Source organism: Providencia sp. Me31A (genome assembly GCF_050487165.1).
Taxonomy (GTDB): domain Bacteria; phylum Pseudomonadota; class Gammaproteobacteria; order Enterobacterales; family Enterobacteriaceae; genus Providencia.
This window is the reverse complement of the sequence record NZ_JBKQGZ010000075.1, coordinates 1-829: the sequence shown is the minus strand read 5'-3', so window position 1 is coordinate 829 and position 829 is coordinate 1. Positions and strand designations below refer to the sequence as shown.

Sequence of the window (829 nt, the reverse complement as noted above, 5' to 3'; positions counted from 1 at the left end):
CGTTGCAGCTCTAGAATTGCAGTCCAGTATTCTCGTTTACTTTGTTGTTCCATAGTCCCTCCAATGAAAAAGCTACTATGGCAAATGACGAGTTTGTTTAGTATGTGTGGTTCATTAACCGCTTACACAATAAAAATAAATTTTATCATTAAAAAATTCTGGAATTTTACAAAATTCAACTCCATCACTTTGTCGTTTATATGCATTCTTATCTTGATGAACAAAATATACTTCTTTCATGTAAATTCTCTTATATTGTTACATTAAATAGGAAAAGCGGTTACTACTCGATTTGAGTCAGCATCAGTGACTATTTTTATTGTATTCAATGCTTGACCATGCCCTGGCAATGATGGATTCCCCCCTTGCCAGCCTGCATTCGGTGATGGTATTTCATAAATCCATTTGTTTCCCTGAACTTGAGGTCTAATCCCTAACTCTTTAGCTCTTTGCCAGGCATCAGCCGTTTGATTAATAGCATTCTCATTAAATACTCCATGCGGAACATTCCTAGTAGGGTCATCTACGCCATGCCTTCTAACATGATCTTTTCTGCTTAAACCTTTTGGATCTATTCCTCCCCAATCTAGAGGCCCTTAAGGAATAGGTGGACAACAAGCCAACCCCAACGGATCGATATATTTCGTCGGATTATGCACATACCCATACGGATTCACACCACCCAATAATCCTATCGGATCGGGGGAGATATACTGCCCGTTGTCCTTATCATAATAGCGGAAGCGGTTGTAATACAAGCCCGTTTCTCGGTCTTCATATTGGCCCGCAAAACGAAAGTGGCATTCGGTATAAGTTGGATCATTATCGG

At 39.7% G+C, this 829-nt stretch carries 1 protein-coding gene; it reads right to left on the bottom strand.

Going from position 1 to position 829, the window contains the following annotated elements; genetic code table 11:
* Positions 1-596 precede the first annotated feature (596 nt).
* On the bottom strand, positions 597-829 hold a 233-nt coding region (locus ACLPIE_RS22530), incomplete at its 5' end, for an RHS repeat-associated core domain-containing protein (RefSeq protein WP_430263848.1).